Below are 19,699 nucleotides of genomic sequence, written 5' to 3' on the forward strand. Positions count from 1 at the left end.
AGTAACAGGGGTATTAGGCCCGCTTCCTCGAAGCGGGCTTTTTTTCGTCTGCGCGGCCCACATCGCCAATCACGCGCTGCCTCGCGGCGGCAAACCCGGCGTTGAACGGCGCGATGCCTGCGCCAGGAAAAGACCCGAGCAAGCACCCCGGTTCCCGCTCCACTTTTTCGCAGACCGACCCGTCCGGCGTGCCTGTAGCCGATTTCCCCTAAAATAAGCGCGCATGATCCTTGGGCGTACTCCCGCGAGATCCGGCGCTGCACGTGGCCACTGCGTGCGCAACAGCCACAAGCAGTTCAGAAAAATCGCTCGGGCAAACAAGAGGAATGGACGTGTCGGAAAGCAGCAGGCAGGTATCGCAGTCGTCTGTATCCCAAGCCGCACAAGGCCCGCACCCCGGTAGGCGCGCAGAGCGCACGCGAGCCGGACAGGTTTCACCCCAGCCGTTGACCCCGGCGCGTGCCCGGCGCACGCCACCGCTATCCCGCGGCCTGGCGCTCGCCGCCGCCGCGCTCACGGCGCTGGCACTCTCCGCCTGCGCCACGCGCCCGCCTGCCAGCGCGTTCGACCACCCCGTCACCCATGCACTCGCCGCCGACGCGAACACCCCCTTGCGCACCGCCCTCCTGCCGAAGGAAGCCTCGCATCCGGACGAGTCCGGCGTGCGCCTGCTTCCCACCGGCACCGAGGCGCTGCAGGCCCGCATCGCGCTCGCCCGCGCGGCGACCAAGACGCTCGACATGCAGTACTACATTGCGAACGAGGACAACACGGGCAAGCTGCTGCTCGGCGCGGCCCTTTACGCGGCGGATCGCGGGGTCAAGGTGCGCATGCTCGTCGATGACCTGAATTTCAAGGACATCGACCAGATCATGGCCGCGCTGAATTCGCATGACAACATCGATATCCGCGTGTTCAATCCGTTCGGCAGCGCGACCCGGAGTTTCGGCGAACGCACGCGCAACCTGTTCACGAAGGTCGATCATTTCACGCGCCGGATGCACAACAAGGCGATGATCGCGGACAACCAGATCGCGATCGTGGGCGGCCGTAACCTCGGCGATGAATACTTCAGCGCGAGCGCGACCCTGCAGTTCCGCGATCTCGACGTATTCGTGGCCGGCCCGGTGACGCAAGAGATATCGGCGAGTTTCGACGACTACTGGAACAGCTCGATCGCGTATCCGCTGCGCGCGCTGAACAGGCAAAAATTCGATCCCGCCGATCTCGACAAGACCCGCAACGACCTGCGCCAGCACTGGAAGGATCAGGCTGATCCGCTGAACGCGAAGCCGCTCAACGCCACGCCGATCGCGCAGCAGATAGCCCAGGACGGCCTGGGCCTGAACTGGACGCGCACGGAGTTCGAAGCCGATTCGCCGGTGAAGATCGAGCATCCCGACAAGGACTATAAAAGCCCGCCCATGCAGCGCCTCATCGAGCTGGCGAATCAGGCGAGTAGCGAAGTCCTCATCATTTCGCCCTATTTCGTGCCGCACGACGAGGGCGTGAAGGCGCTCGCCGCCATCACGGGGCGCGGCGTGAAGGTGAAAGTGCTGACCAATTCGCTGGCGGCCACCGACGCCGTCGCGGTGCAGGCCGGTTACGCGCCGTATCGCGTGCCAATGCTCAAGGCCGGCGTAGAGTTATACGAGTTCAAGCCGGTGCAGGCCGAGGGCGAGGGCCGGCCGCGCGCCGGGCTGTTTGGCTCGCAATCGCGCGTGAGCCTGCATGCCAAGGCTTATATGATCGATCGCAGTATCCTCGTGATTGGGTCGATGAACCTGGACCCGCGCTCGGCGTCGCTCAACACGGAACTCGCGCTGGTGATCTACAACAAGCAGATCGCCGGCGAAGCAGCACGATTGTTCGATGCCGGCACGGCGCCGGCGAGGGCGTACCGGGTGGAACTCGCTTCGCCCGCGGTGCTCGCGGGGTTGAAGAACACCGGCTCGCCGATGTCGCCGCTCATCTGGACCACCGACGACGACGGCCAGGTGCGTACCTACAACTTCGACCCGCAAGCGGGCCTTTACCGCAATGTGCTGACGGGTTTGTTCATGCTGCTGCCCGTCGACTCGCAGCTTTGAATGATCGATATTTCGACCTTTTGAACGTGCAGGCAAGCCGGACTCGGATCGCGATTGCGCGGTCCATGGCAAACCCCGATTCAACCCTGAAACTGAAGCAAGCCGAAGGAGCATGAAGCCATGACGGACGACGCAAGACTCGAGAAGGACACTTTCGGCGAAATCGCCGTGCCGAACGCAAAACTCTGGGGTGCGCAGACGCAGCGTTCCTTGCAGAACTTCAAGATTTCGAGCGAGAAACAATCGCCGGAACTGATCAATGCGCTCGCGATCGTGAAGCGGGCATCGGCGGAAGTGAATGCTGAACTGAAGGTGCTCGCCGCCGATAAAGCGCAGGCGATCATCGCTGCCGCCGACGAGATCCTGGCGGGCAAACACCCTGATGAATTCCCGCTCGCCGTATGGCAAACGGGTTCCGGCACGCAGACCAACATGAACCTCAACGAGGTGATTGCGAACCGGGCAAGCGAGCTGATGGGCGGCGTACGCGGGGAAGAGCGCAAGGTGCATCCGAACGACGACGTGAATCGCGGGCAATCGTCGAACGACGTGTTTCCGACCGCGATGCACATTGCCGCAGCAGTCGCGATCACAAAACATCTCGTGCCGTCGCTCAAGACCTTGCGCGATACGCTGGATAAAAAATCGAAGGCATTCGATTCCATCGTGAAGATCGGCCGTACGCATTTGCAGGACGCGACGCCGCTTACACTCGGACAAGAGTTTTCGGGTTATGTCGCGCAACTGGACCAGGGCATCCGGCACGTTGAATCGACGTTGCCGCATCTCTATCAGCTGGCATTGGGCGGCACGGCGGTTGGCACGGGGTTGAACGCGCATCCCGAGTTTGCGGTGAAGGTCGCGGGCGTGATCGGCAAGCTCACCGGCTTGCCGTTCGAAACCGCGCCGAACAAATTCGAAGTCATGGCCGCCGCCGACGCGCTCGTGTTCGCGCATGGCGCGCTGAAGACCATTGCGGCGGGCTTGATGAAGATCGCTAACGACATCCGCTGGCTCTCGAGCGGACCGCGTTGCGGGCTTGGAGAGTTGTCGATTCCCGAGAACGAACCGGGCAGCTCGATCATGCCGGGCAAGGTCAACCCGACCCAATCCGAAGCCGTCACCATGCTCTGCTGCCAGGTGTTCGGCAATGACGTGGCCGTGAATATTGGTGGCGCGAGCGGCAATTTCGAGCTCAACGTGTTCCGCCCGATGATCGCGCACAACCTGCTGCAATCGGTTCGTCTGCTGGCCGACGGCGCTCAGAGTTTCAACGATAACTGCGCGGTCGGGATCGAGGCGAACGAGTCACGTATCGACAGTTTGCTGAATGAGTCGCTGATGCTCGTGACGGCGCTCAATCCGCATATCGGCTACGACAAGGCTGCGAAGATCGCGAAGAAAGCCCACAAGGAAGGCACGACGTTGAAAGCGTCCGCACTGGCGCTTGGGTTTGTGACCGAAGCCGAATTCGACGAGTGGGTGAAGCCCGAGGACATGGTCGGGAAGAAGTAAGACGGATGGTTCAAGCGCTAGCGGTTGATGCTTGAGAGAGCCCGTCAACCGCTGCAACCATTTATCGCACGGCCGTTTTCTGCGGGGTCCAGAAACCAAGTTCGACGGAATGCGCAATGAGCTTTTTGCCCGAGTCCTCGAACAGATGACCCACGCGCTTCGTGATGTCGCCCGGCGCCACTTCGACATCACCCACCCGCAGTTGCAGACCCGTTGCGGCAAGCGAGCGCGTGACTCGCGCTGTCAGCTCATCCATGTTCTTGCTCAGCGCCTTCGTCCGGTCCGTCTTCTCTTGCAGGGACGCCATCATCAACAGATCAAGCGTCGCCACGCCTGCTCCGCCGCCCAGCCGCGGCGACGCCAGCGCGCTCCAGACCTCGCCCCGCTCCACCCGCGACAGCAGCACGACGTTGAGCCGGTCAGCCGATGCGCGCGGCTGGACGCCGCCGTAACGGATGGAGGTTTCTCCCACCGCAATCGACAAGCGCAGGATCTTCAATACGCCGTCCATATCCACGCCGGCGAATTCGGGTGCATCGAAGAGTTCGGCCAGCGTCATCTCCGAGCGGCGCAGACAATCGAAAAGCGGCTGGTGAAGCGCGTCACCGCGTGTCACCGTAGCGTGCTCCAGCTCCACGACCTGTTTGTAGGTGATCATCGGATTGCCCCACAGATGGATATGTGCAGCCTGCTCGCGCAGACGGACATCGCTGAGAGGCGCTTTGCCGCGCACGAAGATATCCGAGCGGAAAGTGCGATTCGCACAGTAGTCGCTGAGTTCCTCGGCCTCGATCGGGTCCGTGACGCTATCCAATAGCTGACGTTGTTCGCCGCTCAGCCAGGCCACTGGCGCCATGTGCGCAAAGCGCGCACCCCCCGCGTAGCTGAGCTTTGCGTCGGCCAGTTCGCGGGCGATATCGGCGAAATAAAATGGTGTCCATTTCTCGTGCAGATATTCATGAACAAGGTAACGCGCGTCCAGATTGGCGAAGTTCTGGACCCGCGCGAGCGAATCCGGATTGCGCTTGAAATGCATTGCGTCAAGATCAGCCAGTTTCTTCGCAAGCTCCGAGGCATGGGTCCACGCATCCCCGCCTCGCGCCGCGCCGCGCATGAGCAGGCGTTGCAGCGGCAGCACCTGCGCGAGACCGGGCATGGCGTTGTAGCTCACCTGGACCACGCCGCCCGGCTTCAGGTAACGCTTCAGGAACTGCACGATCTGCGCGCGAGTTTCATCCGAGATCCACGAGATGATGCCGTGCATCGTGATGTAGTCGAACATGGGAAGCTCGACCGCGCCTTGCGCCAGTTCACCGAAGCTGTTTTCCAGCAAGGTGAGGTTCGGCAACTGCGCTTCGTCGCGTATCGATGCCGCTGCCAGCACGTGCACCGGATTGAAATCGCAGGCGTAGAAATCGCCTTGCGGATGTGTTGCTGCCAAAATCAGCGAGGTCAGGCCCTGGCCGAAACCCAGCTCGCAGTAAGTGAATTTTTCAATCGATGGCGGCACAACCCGTTGCATGACGAGGCAGGCGTTCAGGTAGGTCGGACTCTGTTCCTGATAAAAGCCCGTTGTGTAGGCAACCGAATTGTTATAACCAGCGGTCCAACTCATGTTGTTTCCCCAATTCATGTTTGTGCGTTCTGGTCCGGTCAACCGGACGGCCTCTGTGCGACGCGCGCACTATGCCAACAACGCACTTATTCATGAATGAGAAATGTCTGATTTGTTTGTTTTGTTTTTTAAACGAACGGCGGGTGCGGCAGAAAAAAATCGGCAAGCCTCCGGGCGTGCGGCTAAATCGTTCTGACTTTGCCACTCACCGGTGCAAGAGGCTCATTCGGCCCATTGCACCGGCTGTCTTCCTTACACCTTTCCAGCCGCCACTTCTTCCGGCTTCAATTCCACGATAGCGTCAAGCGCGTCCTTCACATCCATTGCGTATTTCGCGAGCCGCTTCTGCTCATCCGTCACGGGCTGGAACGACGGCACCGGCACCGGTTTCCCCTGTTCATCGACGGCGACAAACACCATCAGGCAATCCGTCGTCTGCTGCAGCTCTCCGCTTTTCGGGTCGCCCGCATGGACCGATATATGCAAGTGCATACTCGTGCGCCCTGTTGCCACCACGCGCGCGCGTAACTCCACCAGATAACCCACCATGATCGGCCGGCGAAAGCGGATGTTGCCGACGCTCACGGTCACGCAATACCGGCCGGACCACACGGCCGCGCACGCATACGCGGTTTCGTCTATCCACTTCATCAATGCGCCGCCATGGACCTTGCCGCCGAAATTGACGGAAGTCGGCTCGGCGAGAAAACGGAAGGTGGTTTCGGAGCGCTCCGGCTTGACGGCGCCGGCGGTATTGAGGGATTCGACAGCAGGTGCTGCGCTCGGTGCGGCTGAAGTTGTCATGACGAAGTGGGGCGAACCCCGCGATTAGAGTTGCCGAATTATACGAGCACAAAAAGGCACAAAAGCCGCCCGCAGGCCTACTTGCGCACGGACACGCCTTCGTCGATCACGCCGTACATCGTGATGCCGCTCGACCCGGCAGACGACGATGGCCCCGACGTTCCCGCGCAACCCGCACACACCGCCACAAGCAGCGTCAACATCATGAGTTTCAACATGAGGATCCTTGATACGACCATCTTTTCAGGCGAATCACCATTCTAGCGCGCGGCTTCCCGCACGCGCATCACGCATGCCCGCGCTGCGCGGATACTTCACGTTTCAATGAAACATCGCGTGCACCAACCCGCTAAAGTAGAGTTACCAGGAAGAGTCGACCAAGGAGGCAGGCATGACGCTCAACCACGACGACGCCCGCCCGTTTCCCGGCCTGTCGCGCATCGGCGCACTGCTCGCCGACCCCGGCCGCGCCGCCATGCTGTGGTCGCTGATGGACGGCACCGCCCGGCCCGCCGGCGAACTCACCATGATCGCGGGCATCTCGCCGTCTGCGGCGAGCGGGCATTTCGCCCGGCTTGTAGAAAGCGGGTTGCTCAAGCTCGAGGTCAGCGGACGGCATCGGTATTACCGCATTGCAACAGCCGACATCGCGATGGCGATCGAAGCGCTCGCGAATCTCGCACAAGCCAGCGCTCCGCTGAGGGAACAGGCAGAGGCACACCAGGAAGCCCCTCGGCGCGCCTCGGCTGTACCGCTCGAGATGCGTTACGCCCGGACCTGCTACGACCATCTCGCGGGAGAACTTGCCGTACGGCTGTTCGATCGCATGTTGAGGTCGAAGTGGCTGGAAGTCATACCGGGTGCACCGTCGGAAACACAGCGGCCTGGTCCAGCCACGCTGGACGCAACATCAAGAGGATTCGATGAATTCACGCGCCTCGGTATCGATCTCAAGGCGCAGAAAGCGCGGCGCCGGCGCTTTGCATGTACGTGCATAGACTGGAGCGAACGCCGGCCACATCTTGGCGGCGCGCTGGGCGCGGCATTTCTCGATGCCTGCACGGAGCACGGATGGATCGAGACGACGTCCAAACGCCGGATCCTGCGCGTGACGCCGTCCGGGCAGCGTCACTTTGAAACCGTTCTCGCCGGCGAGTGACATCGCGGCCTGCAAAGGCCACGAGATTAAATGATCGGCACTCCGATACAAGCCCCGATTCAATAATCGGAAATCAACGCGCCTATACCGCGATCGGCGCCTTGATGCCCGGATGGTATTGATACCCTTCGATCACGAAATCATCGTATTGGTAATCGAAGATCGACTCGGGTTTTCTCGCCAGCTTGAGCTTCGGCAATGGATGAGGCTCACGGCTCAATTGCAGGTCCACTTGCTCCAGATGGTTCAGGTAGATATGGCAATCTCCGCCGGTCCAGACCAACTCACCCACATCCAGATCGCATTGCTGAGCGAGCATGTGCGTGAACAACGCATAACTCGCAATATTGAACGGCGTGCCCAGGAATACGTCCTGACTGCGGCAATACAGCAGGCAGCTCAGCTTGCCTTCGTTCACGTAGAACTGCGCGAGGCAATGGCATGGTGCAAGCGCCATCTTTCCGGCACGCGCATTGTCGGCCGGCGACATAGACTCGTCCGGGAAATCGGCAACGTTCAAGGCGGTCAGCATCAACCGCCGTGAGTTAGGCCGCGTCTTGATCTGATGCACGAGTGCGCTCACCTGATCGACCACCGTGCCATCGCTCTTTGGCCAGAAGCGCCATTGATGTCCGTATACCGGGCCGAGGTTGCCGTTTTCATCGGCCCATTCGTCCCAGATGGTCACGCCGTTGTCGTTCAGGTACTTGATGTTCGTATCGCCGTCCAGGAACCACAGCAGCTCATACACCACGCTCTTCATGTGGATGCGCTTGGTCGTCACGATCGGAAAACCCTCTGCCAGATCGAAACGCAATTGACGGCCAAACGTGCTGATGGTCCCCGTACCGGTCCGGTCCATCTTGCGGGCGCCGCGTTCGAGAATGTCTTTGAGCAGTTCTTGGTACTGGATCATGGGAAGGGTCGTTCGTAAAGAGGTGGCGTATCGCTATTTTGGCAGAAGATTCGGCGGCGATCGGGCCAGTCATTGGCCGCGCCCGCAGCGTCCGGTTCTGTTACGCCGGATACCGCGTTGAAAAGCGAAACCCGCCGTCGCCGATAAAAACCAAACCAGGATTTTACCAAGCGCAGGCGGGCGAGTGTCGGGAGGCAGTTTCAAGGAGAGTACGTGCGTACGATCAGCGGCCGTTCTGACGAACGCCGGGCACGGAGAGTAAGGCGCGCGGCCTCCGCTCTCCGGAGGATGCACGCTCGAGGACGACCAGACGGCGCACGGCTGGTTTAGCCGCGCGTCACGTGTTCCGTCGGTGCATCCACTTCAATGTGGCGCATGCCGTGCGCGCTCAGCAGGCGGTACAGCGTGACCCGCGAAATGCCGAGTTCCTGCGCGGCGTCGCCGAGCCGCCCGCGATGGCGCAGCAAAGCGAGTTCGATAGCCTGCCGTTCAGCAGCCTCCCGCGCCTGCGCAAGCGACACCGGGGCAACCTCGACGTACTCGCCGAGTTCCAGGTCACGCGCACTGATCTGCCGCCCTTCCGACATCACGATAGCGCGGCGCACGCGATTGATCAGCTCGCGCACATTGCCCGGCCAGCCATAGTTGTGGATAGCGGCAATCGCATCGGGCGCGAAACCGCGCAGACGCCGGCTCGCGTCCTTCTTGAAGCGGTCGAGCATGTGCTTGGCGAGCAATTCGATGTCCTTGCCGCGTGCCCGCAGCGGCGGTTCATCGATCTGCAGCACGCACAGACGGTGATACAGGTCGGCACGGAACCGCCCTTCGATCATGGCCGTCTGCATATCCACGTGAGTGGCCGAAATGATGCGCACGTCCACCGGCGTTGACCCATGTCCGCCAAGCCGTTCAACCTTGCGTTCCTGCAGGAAACGCAACAGGCTTGCCTGGCTTTCGAGCGGCAAGTCGCCGATTTCATCGAGGAACAGGGTGCCGCCGTTAGCTGCCTCCACCCGGCCGATCTTGCGTTGATTCGCGCCGGTAAACGCACCGCGCTCATAACCGAACAGTTCCGATTGCAACAGGTGCGCGGGAATCGCGCCGCAATTGATAGCGACGAACGGCTGGTCACGCCGTGCCGAACGTTCGTGAATGGCGACCGCCGTGAGTTCCTTACCCGTGCCCGATTCACCCGAGATAAACACGGGTGCGTCGGTCATGGCGACCTTGCGGATGGAGCGGAACAACGCGAGCATGGCGTCGCACGAACCGACCATCTCGCCTTCAGCGCGGCCATCGCGCGCATCGTTCGATGCGTTCTCGTGCAGCGCCACCATTCCATACGCATGGCCGACTGCATCTACAACACGATCATTCGATGTGGGTAAGGTGACGTAGTCGAAGCAGTAGTCGCGAATCAGCCGGCGCACGGCTGCGTCTTCAAGCTGGCCCGTGACGGTTGCAGCGACCCAGCCGACATTGGTCAGCGTAAGCGACGCTTCGAGCGCCGCAAGTTCGTGTGCTTCAAAGCTGCTCGACAGATCCAGCAAGCCACCCGTTGCCAGATCATTGCGAAGCCACCGGCGGGCGTCCTTCGCGTTCGATACCACCTCTATGTGCCAGCCCCTCTCCTCGAACCGGGCGCACAAAGGGGCGCTCGGGTCACGAGTCACGTAGATTAGTTGCCGCCGAGCGACTTCCATTGTTCTGATCCTTTCGTCAACGGTCGTTGAAAAGGTCGCGCCGGTTATTGCCCTCAACCACGCTGCAGACGTCGAAGACTCGCGTGCCCCAAGCGAACGGTCATTCGGGAAACTGCAACGGTGAAACCCCGGAAGCGACGAGTACTGTCGCGCGGTTCTATGCGAACCTGTTTTGTTTCAGATGCTGTTTTTGAGAGACTACTATAAAGCGAATACTTCGAAAACAAATATCCGCAACAATGTCCTCGAACCCCTCCTGAAGCATGGCCACTGTGCGTTTCAACAACAAAGCCGCGTTTTAATAAGCAGTTTGCAAATAGTTTAAATAAGACAATAACATTTACGCAATTTCTGATAAAAATGGCCGTTAACCGCGTGTCGTTTCAGCAATGAAACATTTTTTTCTTCTTTCTGATTCAGTTTTTCAGCTAGCTTGCCGCTTGCCCAATGGCAGCAACGAAATGCGTGCCATGGCATATGTTTCGCTAAATGATAAACAATCAGGGAGACCGCCATGGAAAGCACCGGCTGTGTCGTGATTCGGGAAAATACTGCAGCAAACATTAAGGTTGCTGTCATTAGTGCCGCGTGGTTTGTACTGGGCAGCTCAGCCGCTAACGTTTGCGCGCAAAATAGCGCAAACGAAGACCGGATGATCCAGCCCATGTCTCGGTCAGTCGTGTCCGGATATGAAACATTTGCTACCCCGACAAATCCGCCAGCCATTTTTATGGAAAGAAATATTGGAAGCTCCGACGCTGGCGAAGCAGCATCGAACGGGAGCATTATTGTTGATCCTGTAATGGAACGAGGACAGCCGGCATCGATTCAACCCATTGCCTCGGCGCCGCTTGCAGTCCAGGGCGGCGCCTCGGTCGAAAAAGTGACGGCGACGAGGGAAACCTCGCCGCTCCCCACGCACGCGACCAGTGTCACACTTTGGGATGAGATCGCGCCACCGGCGCCCGTTCCCGCCGATAGCGCCACGCGCTCCTCGCCGGGCGACGTTGCGAGCACGGGCACGCAGCGGGCGCAGTAACAGAGGAACAGGAAGGAACAGCAGATTTGCAAGTTATTGCAAAACAGGTTGTCTTGAGAACGATCGCAAGATACTCGATGCAGCTACGCAACAACCCAAATAACAGGATTTGAACGACACGCCGGACAGTAGGACACTGACCGTATTGCTCAGCGAGTACCGAGACCACGTCACTACGCGGCACGAGAGCATGCCGCGCAATCAGGCGAGGAACGAGTCTACGGGCTTTACGCAGCGTCCCGCTCCACGGCCACATAGGATCGACAGCGCATCGCACCCGCGTGCCCGCGAGGACACCGTTTGCGCCCGTTGCAAAAGGAGGTCGCTCGTGCTCGAATCCGCCCCCGTCTCTGCGCCTGTATCGGGTAAAAACACGCTGGCCTCAATGGCGCCCATGGAGATCCTGCCCATAGGCGTCTCCATCGCACCGGTTCCCCCGAGCCCTCCAATCTTCCCGACGCCCCATGCGGTGTCTGCTGTCCGTAATCTGCTCTACATCGCCCAGGCGCCGAATGAGACGCTGGTCTCGTATTTGAAGAACGTCGGCTGGAAGGTATCGGCGGGTACGCTCGCCACCCAGGCCAGCGCGCTGAAAACCGATGCGCCGCTAGCCGGTATTGTCGACATGGCCAGCTTTTCGGCGCGCGAACTGGCCGCGCTCGAGCCCGCGCTGCGTCATCAGCGAGCCGGCTGGATTGCCCTCACCGACGACAACCACCTCGCAGACCCGGTCGTCTGCCACTTGATCCGGCACTTCTGCTTCGACTTCGTGAATGGCCCGTTCTCGAACGCGACCATCGCTTACCTTGTCGATCATGCGTACGGCATGGTGAGCCTTGGCGACATCGACCTGGCCGATACCCCGACCGTGTTCGGCGACGAGCAGATGGTCGGCACCTGCGAGGCCATGCAGCAGCTCTTTCGCACCATCCGCAAGGTCGCGAACACCGACGCCAACGTGTTTATCACCGGCGAATCCGGGACCGGCAAGGAATTGACGGCCGTGGCTATCCACGAGCGCTCGCCGCGCCGCAAAGGCCCGTTCGTTGCGATCAATTGCGGCGCGATCGGCAATCACCTGATTCAGTCGGAGCTGTTCGGCTATGAGCGCGGTGCGTTCACGGGTGCGAACCAGCGCAAGATCGGCCGGGTGGAAGAAGCCGATGGCGGCACCCTGTTCCTCGATGAAATCGGTGACCTGCCGCTCGACAGCCAGGTGCATTTGCTGCGTTTCCTGCAGGAACGCAAGATCGACCGCCTGGGCGGCCACGACCCCATCGCCGTCGATGTGCGCATCATTTCCGCGACCCACATCGATCTGGAAGCCGCCATGGCCGATGGCCGGTTTCGTACCGATCTGTTTCATCGGCTGTGCGTGCTGCGTGTGGACGAACCGCCGCTGCGGGCGCGCGGCAAGGACATCGAAATTCTCGCGCTGCACGTGCTGCACAAGTTCAGGAGCGACGGCAGGCGCAAGATCATCGGCTTCGCACCGTCGGCGATAGAAGCCATGTACAGCTACGCCTGGACCGGCAACGTGCGCGAGATGATCAACCGCGTGCGGCGTGCGATCGTGATGGCGGAGAACAAGCTGATCACCGCCGACGACCTCGGGCTCGGCCACTGCACCGGCATCGAGTCGACCACGCTGGCGGCTGCCCGCGACGCCGCCGAGAAGCGCGCGATCGAGCTGTCGTTGCTGCGGCACCGGCACAAGCTCAGCGAGGCAGCGGCGGAATTGGGGATTTCGCGGGTGACGTTGTACAGGCTGATGGTCGCGCATGGGTTGCGCGGCGCAGCGATGGTGAACGGCGCGGACCCGGGATGAGAAAGCGCGGGCAGGCACGCGGCGAGGGTCGGGCAGCGGGCGTCGGGTAGAATCTGCGGCTTGATTTATCTCGAAGCCGGACACGGACATCCACACCATGACGACGCTGACCCTGATCGTCGCCCGCGCGCGTAACGGCGTGATCGGGCGCAACAACGAATTGCCCTGGCGCTTGCCCGAAGACCTCGCGTTCTTCAAACGCACGACAATGGGCGCGCCTATCGTGATGGGCCGCAAGACGCACGAGTCCATCGGACGGGTGTTGCCGGGACGGCGCAATATAGTAGTCTCGCGTGACGCCGGGCGGCGCTTCGACGGTTGCGATACGGTGACCCGGCTTGCCGACGCATTGGAACTTGCCGCACGCGACAACGCCGGCGAAGTATTCCTGATCGGTGGCGCGGAGTTGTTTCGCGAAGGGTGGCCGCTCGCGCACAAGCTGATCCTGACCGAGATCGATGCTGATTTTCCCGGCAATATCTCCATAGATGCACCCGATGCAGCCGTCTGGAAGGAGATCTCACGGGAGACGCATCACGCGGCCGCACCGAACGATTTCGACTATTCGTTTGTGGTGTATGAGCGGCGCACGGCTTAGCTTCGGATTCCGGGCGATCGATCGGCTGGCAGGTTAGTCCATCGCTCATCGCGGTTTTCCATAGAAAAAGCCCGGAACGGTCAACACCGTTCCGGGCTTTTCTCTTGCTCGAACTCGCTTACTGCCCCGCGATCGTCATCTTCTCGATCAGCACGGAGCCGATTTCCTTGTTGCCGCGCACGACCGTATCCGCGCCGATGGCCTCAATGTGCCGGAACATCTCCTGCAGCGTGCTGGCGACCGTGATCTCTTCAACCGGATACTGGATCTTGCCGTTCTCCACCCAGAAACCGGATGCGCCCCGCGAATAGTCGCCCGTCACGTAGTTCACGCCCTGCCCCATCAGTTCCGTCAGCAGCAGGCCCGTGCCCAGCTTCTTGAGCATTTCCTCGAAGTCATCGCCCGGTTTTGTCAGCGAGCTGCGCAGCGACAGGTTATGCGAACCGCCTGCATTGCCCGTTGTCTTCATGCCGAGCTTGCGAGCCGAATACGTCGACAGGAAATAGCCCTGCACCACGCCGTCTTCCACAACGTTGCGGCGTTGCGTGCGCACGCCCTCTTCGTCGAAAGGCGCGCTGCCCATGCCGCCCTTCACGTGCGGGTCCTCGAGCACCTGGATGTGCGGTGCGAACACCGGTTTGCCGAGGCTGTCGACGAGGAACGTGGTCTTCCTATACAGCGCACCGCCGCTGACCGCCTGCACGAAGGCACCCAGGATGCCGGCCGCGAGCGGCGCTTCGAACATCACGCGGCATTTGCGTGTGTCCAGCCCGCGTGCGCCCATGCGTGCGAGCGCGCGATGCGCCGCGTACCGGCCGATTGCTTCCGGCTCGGCGAGATCGGCGGCGTTGCGCTTCGATGTGTACCAGTCGTCGCGCTGCATGTCGCGGCCGGAACCCGCGATAGGCGCACACGCCACGTAATGACGCGAGAACGGATACCCCCCCATGAACCCGCGCGACGTGGCCAGCACGAACTGCGAGTGCTGCGCCGAGACGCTCGCGCCTTCGGAGTTCTGGATGCGTTTATCGACGCCGAAGGCGGCATCTTCCGCACGGCGGGCGAGATCGGCGGCTTCTTCAGCGTCGATATCCCACGGGTGGTAGAGATCGAGATCTTGCGGCGCTTTTTCCAGCAGGTCTTCTTCGGCAAGACCCGCGGCGCTGTCTTCGGCCGTGAAACGCGCGATGTTGTACGCTGCGGCGACCGTGTCTTTCAGCGCTGCGCGCGTGAAGTCCGAGGTGCTGGCATTACCGCGCTTCTTGCCGATAAATACCGTCACGCCGACCATCTTGTCGCGATTGTGCTCGATGGTTTCGACTTCGCCGCGCCGCACGCTGACCGAGAGGCCATCGCCTTCGGAGATCTCGGTGGCGGAGTCCGTTGCGCCGAGTTCCTTTGCGTGCCGCAGGATGTCGGACGCGATTTCCTTCAGCTCGTCCTGGGTGTGCGGGAAAAAGCGTTGCCTGACGTCCATGTCTGCTGCCATTTTATGTCTGCCTGTGGGTGCTCGATGTGTCGAGCGTGTTCACGTTGTCGGTCGTGCTGACGGGGCGGGTTCGCCGTCCGCTGTGCGCTTGAGTGCGGCTGTGTGACCGATTTCCGACCATCGCACGATCATAGCAAGTCCAGCGGGGGTTTGGTTTCGATGGGGGTGTTCCCCCGCATCGCTGGACGCCTGCCACTCATGCTGAAACCGCCGCTGAAACGACCACCCCCTGCCAAGTTACAATACCGGGATGAACCGTAAAACCCGCACGCAACCGATAAACCCGGCCGAGGCCTCCGAACAGGACGGCAGCGAGCACGGCTACGACCGCCCCAGCAAATCCCAGCTCAAGCGAGACATGCTCGCGCTGCAAGTACTGGGCGTAACGCTGATCGAGCTGCCGAAAGACGCCCTCAAGCGCATGCCCATGCCGGAAAAGCTGGACGACGCCGTCCGCGACGCCCGCCGCATTACCGACCACGAAGGCAAACGCCGGCAACTGCAGTATGTCGGGCGTGTCATGCGCTCGCTGACCGACGAGGAAACGGCGGCGCTGCGTACCGCGCTGGATACGTATCGCGGCGTGAACCGGGCGGAAACGGCCAAGCTGCACTGGATCGAACGCACCCGCGAAAAGCTTCTCGCCGACGACGCCGCCCTCACCGAGTTCATCCGCCAGCATCCGGGTGTCGACCCGCAGGAAGGCCGCACGCTGATCCGCAACGCCCGCAAGGAACGCGAACAGGCCAAACCGCCACGCTATTTCCGCGAGCTGTTCCAATGGATCAAGACTGCGGCGGGCGTGGAAGACGAGGAAGACGAGAGTCTGGACGAAGCCGAAGAAGAAGGCGTCGAATTCCCGGAACGAGACGACGACGATGGCTACAAACCGTAATCATCCCGACGAATTGGTGATCGGCCTGGTGTCGGTCAGCGACCGGGCTTCGCAGGGCGTGTACGAGGACAAGGGCATTCCATCGCTGCAGGAGTGGCTCACCGGCGCGCTGACTTCGCCCTGGCGCGCGGAAACCCGGCTGATCCAGGACGACGCGGCAACCATCTCGGCCACGCTGATCGAACTAGTGGACAAAACCGGTTGTGACCTGATCCTGACCACCGGCGGCACGGGTCCATCGCGCCGCGACGTGACCCCGGAAGCCACGCTCGCCGTCGCCACGAAGCCCATGCCCGGCTTCGGCGAACAGATGCGCCAGATCAGCCTGAATTTCGTGCCGACAGCCATTTTGTCGCGGCAGGTGGCGGTGATTCGCGAGACGCCGGATCATGCGGCGCTGATCGTGAATTTACCCGGACAGCCAAAATCGATCCGTGAAACGCTGGAAGGATTACGCGACGCGGACGGCAAATCCGGCGTGCCGGGCATTTTTGCAGCGGTGCCTTATTGCATCGACCTGATCGGCGGCCCGTACATCGAAACGCGGCCCGAGGTGGTAGCGGCGTTCAGGCCGAAAAACGCGATCCGGCCGCCAAAACCCTGACCGGCTACACGCTTAAACCGGCGTGGCCGAGGTGTCCGTGGTCGCATTACCCGCTGCCGACGGGATCAGGAAATGCTCGCGGTAGTACTTGAGTTCGTCGATGGATTCGTGGATATCGGCGAGCGCCGTGTGCATCGCGCGCTTCTGAAAACCCTTGTAGATGGCCGGCTGCCAGCGGCGGCACAATTCCTTGAGCGTGCTGACGTCGAGGTTGCGATAGTGGAAAAACGTTTCCAGTTCGGGCATCCACCGGGCCATGAAACGCCGGTCCTGACAGATGGAATTGCCGCACATGGGCGACTTGCCTGGCGGGACATACTGGCCCAGGAATTCGCGGATTTGCCGCGTGGCTTCCGCCTCATCCACCGTCGACGCCCGCACGCGCTCCGTCAGCCCCGAGCGTCCGTGTGTGTTGCGGTTCCACTCATCCATCTTGCCCAGCGCCGTTTCGTCCTGGTGAATCGCCAGAACCGGCCCTTCCACCAGTTTGTCGAGCGTCGAATTCGTCACCACCACCGCAATTTCGATAATGCGGTCGGTATCGGGTTCGAGACCCGTCATCTCCATGTCCAGCCACACGAGGTTCATGTCGCTGCGCACGAGGTCGGCGGAGCTTGGGGAAGGAGCGGGATCGAGCACGGAATCGGCCATATGAGGGCAACCTGAGAGGGGTTTGACGCCTTGCCAGGCGCGGTTTTGGATAACCAACACAGACCGCGCGCAGCGACGGCCAAGAACCTATAATTCTCGCATAATTCAATCGGATTCCCGCTGATGTCCAATTTCAATCTCGCCTTCTCGGTCGTGTTCGTCGTAGCGCTGATCGGCATGGTCGGCACCAAGCTGTGGCTGGCGTCGCGCCAGATCCGGCACGTCGCCGCGCATCGCAAGGATGTGCCGGTGCAGTTCCTGCAGACCATTCCGCTAGCCGCTCACCAGCGCGCCGCCGACTACACCGTCGAGCGCACACGCCTGACCATGGTCGAGGTCGTGATCAGCGCAGCGCTGCTGGTCGCGCTGACGCTGCTTGGCGGTATCCAGCAGATCGAGCTCGCCGTCTCCGGCTGGCTCGGCCGCGGTTATGTGGGCCAAATGGCGCTGGTCGCCATCGTGGTGGCGATCACCGGCGTGGTGGACCTGCCGTTCGACTACATCCGGCACTTTGTGATCGAAGAGAAATTCGGCTTCAACCGGATGACGAAAAAGCTCTTTTTCCTCGATCTGGTGAAAGGGATCGTGCTGGGCGCGGCAATCGGCTTGCCGGTGCTGTTCGTGACGCTGTGGCTGATGAACCAGGCCGGCGCATTGTGGTGGCTGTGGGCGTGGGTGCTGCTGGTCGCGTTCCAGATGCTCGTGCTGATCCTGTACCCCACGTTTATTGCGCCGCTGTTCAACAAGTTCGAGCCGCTGAAAGATGAAGCGTTGCGGGCGCGCATCGAGAACCTGATGTCGCGTACAGGGTTCGCCGCGAAGGGTTTGTTCGTCATGGACGGCAGCCGCCGTTCAGCGCACGGCAACGCGTATTTCACGGGTTTCGGCGCGGCAAAGCGAATCGTTTTCTTCGATACCCTGCTCGCCCGGCTTTCCGGCAACGAGATCGAAGCGGTGCTCGCACACGAGCTCGGTCATTTCAAGCGGCGCCACGTGATCAAGCGCCTGATCGTCACGTTCGTGCTCAGCCTCGTGATGCTGGCGCTGCTCGGCTGGCTGACGCAATGCATATGGTTCTACGAAGGGCTGGGAGTGCGGCCGTCGCTGCTGGGCAACAACAACGGCCTGGCGCTCGTGCTGTTCATGCTGGCATTACCGGTCTTCATGTTCTTCGTGACACCGCTGGGAAGCCTGAGCTCGCGCAAGCATGAATTCGAAGCCGATGCGTTCGCCGCGAGCCAGACCGATCCGCGCGACCTCGTCAACGCGCTGGTGAAGCTGTACGAGGACAATGCGTCCACCCTCACGCCCGATCCGCTCTACTCCGCGTTTTATGCATCGCATCCGCCTGCATCGCAGCGCATCGAGCGCTTGATGCAGTACGCCGCATGAGGCCGCGCGACGCGAAGAAAGCGACGAACGCGCGCATCGAAGGAAAGGTCATTGCCGCACACGGACGGCATTATCTGGTCGCTCCCGCCGACGGCAGTGCGATGCTCCAATGCTTCCCGCGTGGAAAACGCAGCGAGATTGCGGTCGGCGACCGGGTGAGCTACGAGCAGTCATCGGCGGATCAAGGGGTGATCGTCGAGATTGGCGAGCGACGCAACCTTCTTTATCGGTCAGACCAGTTCAAGTCGAAGCTCTTCGCCGCCAATCTCGACCAGTTGATGATCGTGCTCGGCACCGAGCCGCATTTCAGCGAGGACTTGCTCGGGCGCGCGCTGATCGCCGCCGAGGCACATGGTCTCGAGCCATTGATCGTGCTCAACAAGATCGATATGGAAGGACCGCTCGCGGTCGCCCGCAAGCGGCTGGCGCTGTATCGGGAGCTTGGGTACACCGTGGTGGAGTTATCGGCGAAAGCGGCGCCCGAGCGCGTACATGAAGAACTCGATGCGCGATTGGCCGACCGCGCCACCTTGCTGCTTGGGCAATCGGGCATGGGTAAATCGACGCTGGTGAACATCCTCGTGCCGAACGCCGAAGTCGCGACGCGGGAGATATCGAAGGCATTGAACAGTGGCCGGCACACGACCACGTTCACGCGGCTGTATCCGCTGCCCGGCGGAGGATCACTGATCGATTCACCGGGGTTCCAGGAGTTTGGGTTGCATCACTTGTCCGAGGGACAACTGGAGCGTTCGTTCGCGGACTTCCGGCCGTTCCTCGGCAAGTGCCGCTTCTACAACTGCCGGCATCTGCATGAACCGGGCTGCGCGATCCTCGAAGCCATGGCCGAAGGCAAGATCAGGCCGGCGCGGCACCAGTTGTATGCGCAACTGGTTCATGAAGCCAGCCAGATTGTTCGATGATTTCCATGACCCGCTAAGCACGGGCAGCGGCATCTAAAACAGATTGCGACGGAATGAAGAAACTGACGCGGGCTCCGAATCTGATTACGGCGCATCACTGGGTGAATGTGCTGGTGACGGCGGGGATAGCGTGCGAGCTGCACAACCGTTATTTGAGCGGCGCGATGGGAGAGATTCCGGCGGAGCAATGCGCGCCCGAGATATGGATACTGGATGACCGCGACGAAGCGTTGGCGGCAGGGATCCTGGACCGCGCAAGGAGCGGTCCGACAACCAATGCACGGGGATGGCGCTGCCAGCAATGCGGTGAAGCGCTGGAAGCGCAGTTCACCGTGTGCTGGCAATGTGGAACAGAAAGAGATCCGTTGAACGACGAGTAGGACTGCAGGACTCGTTTGAGGCGGGGGTGTCCCGGATTTTGTGTAAACGGGTTTTGGTTTAACCCGGCGACATCCGGTCTTCGAACTGGATAGCGAAG

General features: G+C 61.2%; 19 protein-coding genes. 11 read left to right on the forward strand and 8 right to left on the reverse strand.

The window, feature by feature from the left end; all coding sequences use genetic code 11:
- Positions 1–491 precede the first annotated feature (491 nt).
- Positions 492–2,090: a phospholipase D family protein gene (locus AWB69_RS24375; RefSeq protein ID WP_062089406.1), complete on the forward strand. Its 1,599-nt coding sequence runs from the start codon at positions 492–494 to the stop codon at positions 2,088–2,090.
- A 120-nt stretch (positions 2,091–2,210) separates the two neighbouring features.
- A complete protein-coding gene (fumC, locus tag AWB69_RS24380; RefSeq protein WP_062089387.1) occupies positions 2,211–3,605 on the forward strand; it encodes a class II fumarate hydratase in 1,395 nt (464 codons plus the stop codon).
- Positions 3,606–3,666: 61 nt separating this feature from the next.
- Here fumC and AWB69_RS24385 read toward each other — a convergent pair whose 3' ends face one another.
- From AWB69_RS24385 to AWB69_RS48775, 3 genes are all read right to left on the reverse strand, one after another.
- The gene (locus AWB69_RS24385) at positions 3,667–5,220 is read right to left on the reverse strand and encodes a class I SAM-dependent methyltransferase (RefSeq protein ID WP_197500306.1); all 1,554 of its coding nucleotides are present in this window, start codon (positions 5,218–5,220) and stop codon (positions 3,667–3,669) included.
- A gap of 252 nt (positions 5,221–5,472) precedes the next feature.
- Entirely contained in the window at positions 5,473–6,024 is a 552-nt protein-coding gene (locus AWB69_RS24390; protein ID WP_062089389.1) for an acyl-CoA thioesterase, read from the reverse strand.
- A 77-nt stretch (positions 6,025–6,101) separates the two neighbouring features.
- Positions 6,102–6,242, reverse strand: coding sequence for a hypothetical protein (locus tag AWB69_RS48775; RefSeq protein WP_197500307.1), 141 nt, complete (start codon positions 6,240–6,242; stop codon positions 6,102–6,104).
- Between the two features lie 173 nt (positions 6,243–6,415).
- Between AWB69_RS48775 and AWB69_RS24395 the strand changes: the two genes are divergently transcribed.
- A complete protein-coding gene (locus AWB69_RS24395) occupies positions 6,416–7,183 on the forward strand; it encodes an ArsR/SmtB family transcription factor (protein ID WP_062089390.1) in 768 nt (255 codons plus the stop codon).
- A gap of 82 nt (positions 7,184–7,265) precedes the next feature.
- On the opposite strand, the gene AWB69_RS24400 is transcribed toward AWB69_RS24395, so the two are convergent.
- The 3 genes from AWB69_RS24400 to AWB69_RS47925 all read right to left on the reverse strand — a co-directional run bounded on the left by AWB69_RS24400 (position 7,266) and on the right by AWB69_RS47925 (position 10,588).
- Positions 7,266–8,099, reverse strand: coding sequence for a thymidylate synthase (locus AWB69_RS24400; protein WP_062089391.1), 834 nt, complete (start codon positions 8,097–8,099; stop codon positions 7,266–7,268).
- Positions 8,100–8,425: 326 nt separating this feature from the next.
- The gene (locus tag AWB69_RS24405) at positions 8,426–9,802 is read right to left on the reverse strand and encodes a sigma-54 dependent transcriptional regulator (protein ID WP_047844820.1); all 1,377 of its coding nucleotides are present in this window, start codon (positions 9,800–9,802) and stop codon (positions 8,426–8,428) included.
- 321 nt (positions 9,803–10,123) lie between these two features.
- Positions 10,124–10,588 (reverse strand): hypothetical protein, encoded by a 465-nt coding sequence (locus AWB69_RS47925; RefSeq protein ID WP_156528954.1) that lies wholly within the window; start codon positions 10,586–10,588, stop codon positions 10,124–10,126.
- 16 nt (positions 10,589–10,604) lie between these two features.
- On the opposite strand from AWB69_RS47925, the gene AWB69_RS47930 reads away from it, so the two are divergent.
- The 3 genes from AWB69_RS47930 to AWB69_RS24425 all read left to right on the forward strand — a co-directional run bounded on the left by AWB69_RS47930 (position 10,605) and on the right by AWB69_RS24425 (position 13,267).
- Entirely contained in the window at positions 10,605–10,841 is a 237-nt protein-coding gene (locus AWB69_RS47930; protein ID WP_156528955.1) for a hypothetical protein, read from the forward strand.
- Between the two features lie 190 nt (positions 10,842–11,031).
- Positions 11,032–12,669 carry a sigma-54 dependent transcriptional regulator gene (locus tag AWB69_RS24420; RefSeq protein WP_407923057.1) on the forward strand — a complete coding sequence of 546 codons (1,638 nt, stop codon included), beginning with the start codon at positions 11,032–11,034 and terminating at the stop codon, positions 12,667–12,669.
- Positions 12,670–12,766: 97 nt separating this feature from the next.
- On the forward strand, positions 12,767–13,267 hold the full coding sequence (locus AWB69_RS24425) for a dihydrofolate reductase (protein ID WP_062089394.1): 501 nt from the start codon (positions 12,767–12,769) through the stop codon (positions 13,265–13,267).
- A 118-nt stretch (positions 13,268–13,385) separates the two neighbouring features.
- On the opposite strand, the gene pmbA is transcribed toward AWB69_RS24425, so the two are convergent.
- Positions 13,386–14,756 carry a metalloprotease PmbA gene (gene pmbA, locus AWB69_RS24430; RefSeq protein WP_062089395.1) on the reverse strand — a complete coding sequence of 457 codons (1,371 nt, stop codon included), beginning with the start codon at positions 14,754–14,756 and terminating at the stop codon, positions 13,386–13,388.
- Positions 14,757–15,006: 250 nt separating this feature from the next.
- Here pmbA and yjgA point away from each other — a divergent pair, with 250 nt between their 5' ends.
- Both yjgA and mog read left to right on the forward strand, forming a co-directional pair.
- The gene (gene yjgA / locus AWB69_RS24435; protein WP_062089396.1) at positions 15,007–15,651 is read left to right on the forward strand and encodes a ribosome biogenesis factor YjgA; all 645 of its coding nucleotides are present in this window, start codon (positions 15,007–15,009) and stop codon (positions 15,649–15,651) included.
- Positions 15,635–16,255, forward strand: a complete 621-nt coding sequence (gene mog / locus AWB69_RS24440) for a molybdopterin adenylyltransferase (protein ID WP_075643979.1) — start codon at positions 15,635–15,637, stop codon at positions 16,253–16,255. The genes yjgA and mog overlap by 17 nt, the downstream gene beginning before the upstream one ends.
- A gap of 12 nt (positions 16,256–16,267) precedes the next feature.
- Here the strand turns inward: mog and orn are convergent, their stop codons facing one another.
- Positions 16,268–16,906 (reverse strand): oligoribonuclease, encoded by a 639-nt coding sequence (orn, locus tag AWB69_RS24445; RefSeq protein WP_062089397.1) that lies wholly within the window; start codon positions 16,904–16,906, stop codon positions 16,268–16,270.
- Positions 16,907–17,029: 123 nt separating this feature from the next.
- Between orn and AWB69_RS24450 the strand changes: the two genes are divergently transcribed.
- Genes AWB69_RS24450 through AWB69_RS24460 form a run of 3 tightly spaced genes read left to right on the forward strand, consistent with a single transcriptional unit; the run spans position 17,030 to position 19,601 of the window.
- Complete coding sequence (locus AWB69_RS24450; RefSeq protein ID WP_062089398.1) at positions 17,030–18,298, forward strand: M48 family metallopeptidase; 1,269 nt, start codon at positions 17,030–17,032, stop codon at positions 18,296–18,298.
- Positions 18,295–19,221, forward strand: coding sequence for a ribosome small subunit-dependent GTPase A (rsgA, locus tag AWB69_RS24455; RefSeq protein ID WP_062089399.1), 927 nt, complete (start codon positions 18,295–18,297; stop codon positions 19,219–19,221). Before AWB69_RS24450 ends, rsgA begins: the two co-directional genes overlap by 4 nt.
- A gap of 53 nt (positions 19,222–19,274) precedes the next feature.
- Positions 19,275–19,601, forward strand: coding sequence for a putative signal transducing protein (locus AWB69_RS24460; RefSeq protein ID WP_062089400.1), 327 nt, complete (start codon positions 19,275–19,277; stop codon positions 19,599–19,601).
- Positions 19,602–19,699 lie beyond the last annotated feature (98 nt).

It is taken from the genome of Caballeronia udeis (genome assembly GCF_001544555.2).
GTDB lineage: Bacteria > Pseudomonadota > Gammaproteobacteria > Burkholderiales > Burkholderiaceae > Caballeronia > Caballeronia udeis.